This window comes from Bacillus sp. SIMBA_005 (assembly GCF_046535585.1).
Classification (GTDB): domain Bacteria; phylum Bacillota; class Bacilli; order Bacillales; family Bacillaceae; genus Bacillus; species Bacillus pumilus.
This window is the reverse complement of record NZ_JAWRWI010000691.1, coordinates 1-258: the sequence shown is the minus strand read 5'-3', so window position 1 is coordinate 258 and position 258 is coordinate 1. Positions and strand designations below refer to the sequence as shown.

The following is a 258-nucleotide window of genomic DNA, read 5'->3' as shown; positions in this document are numbered from 1 at the left end:
ACCGAGTGGAAGAATCGCCAGGCCCGCTGCGAGTGCATCGCGACCCAGTCCGGCTTGCTGGTACACCGCGAACGTCAGGAAGAACGCCGCCAAGGCATACAGCAGGACCGCCGCCAGCAGACCGAGAGGCAATCCACGGGTTGCCGAGATGACCGAAAGCGGCATTAGCGCTGGCGCACCCGAGCGTTCGCGCTGCGCTTCGTAGCGCCAGAAGAGAGCCAAGAGAGCGGGACTCAGCGTCAGCAAGCCCAGACTCCA

1 protein-coding gene is annotated in these 258 nt (G+C 64.7%); it reads right to left on the bottom strand.

Annotated elements, in window-relative coordinates; genetic code table 11:
- A partial coding sequence (locus SB660_RS21840; RefSeq protein ID WP_486304217.1) for a hypothetical protein occupies positions 1–246 on the bottom strand: 246 nt, incomplete at its 3' end.
- Between the last annotated feature and the right edge of the window lie 12 nt (positions 247–258).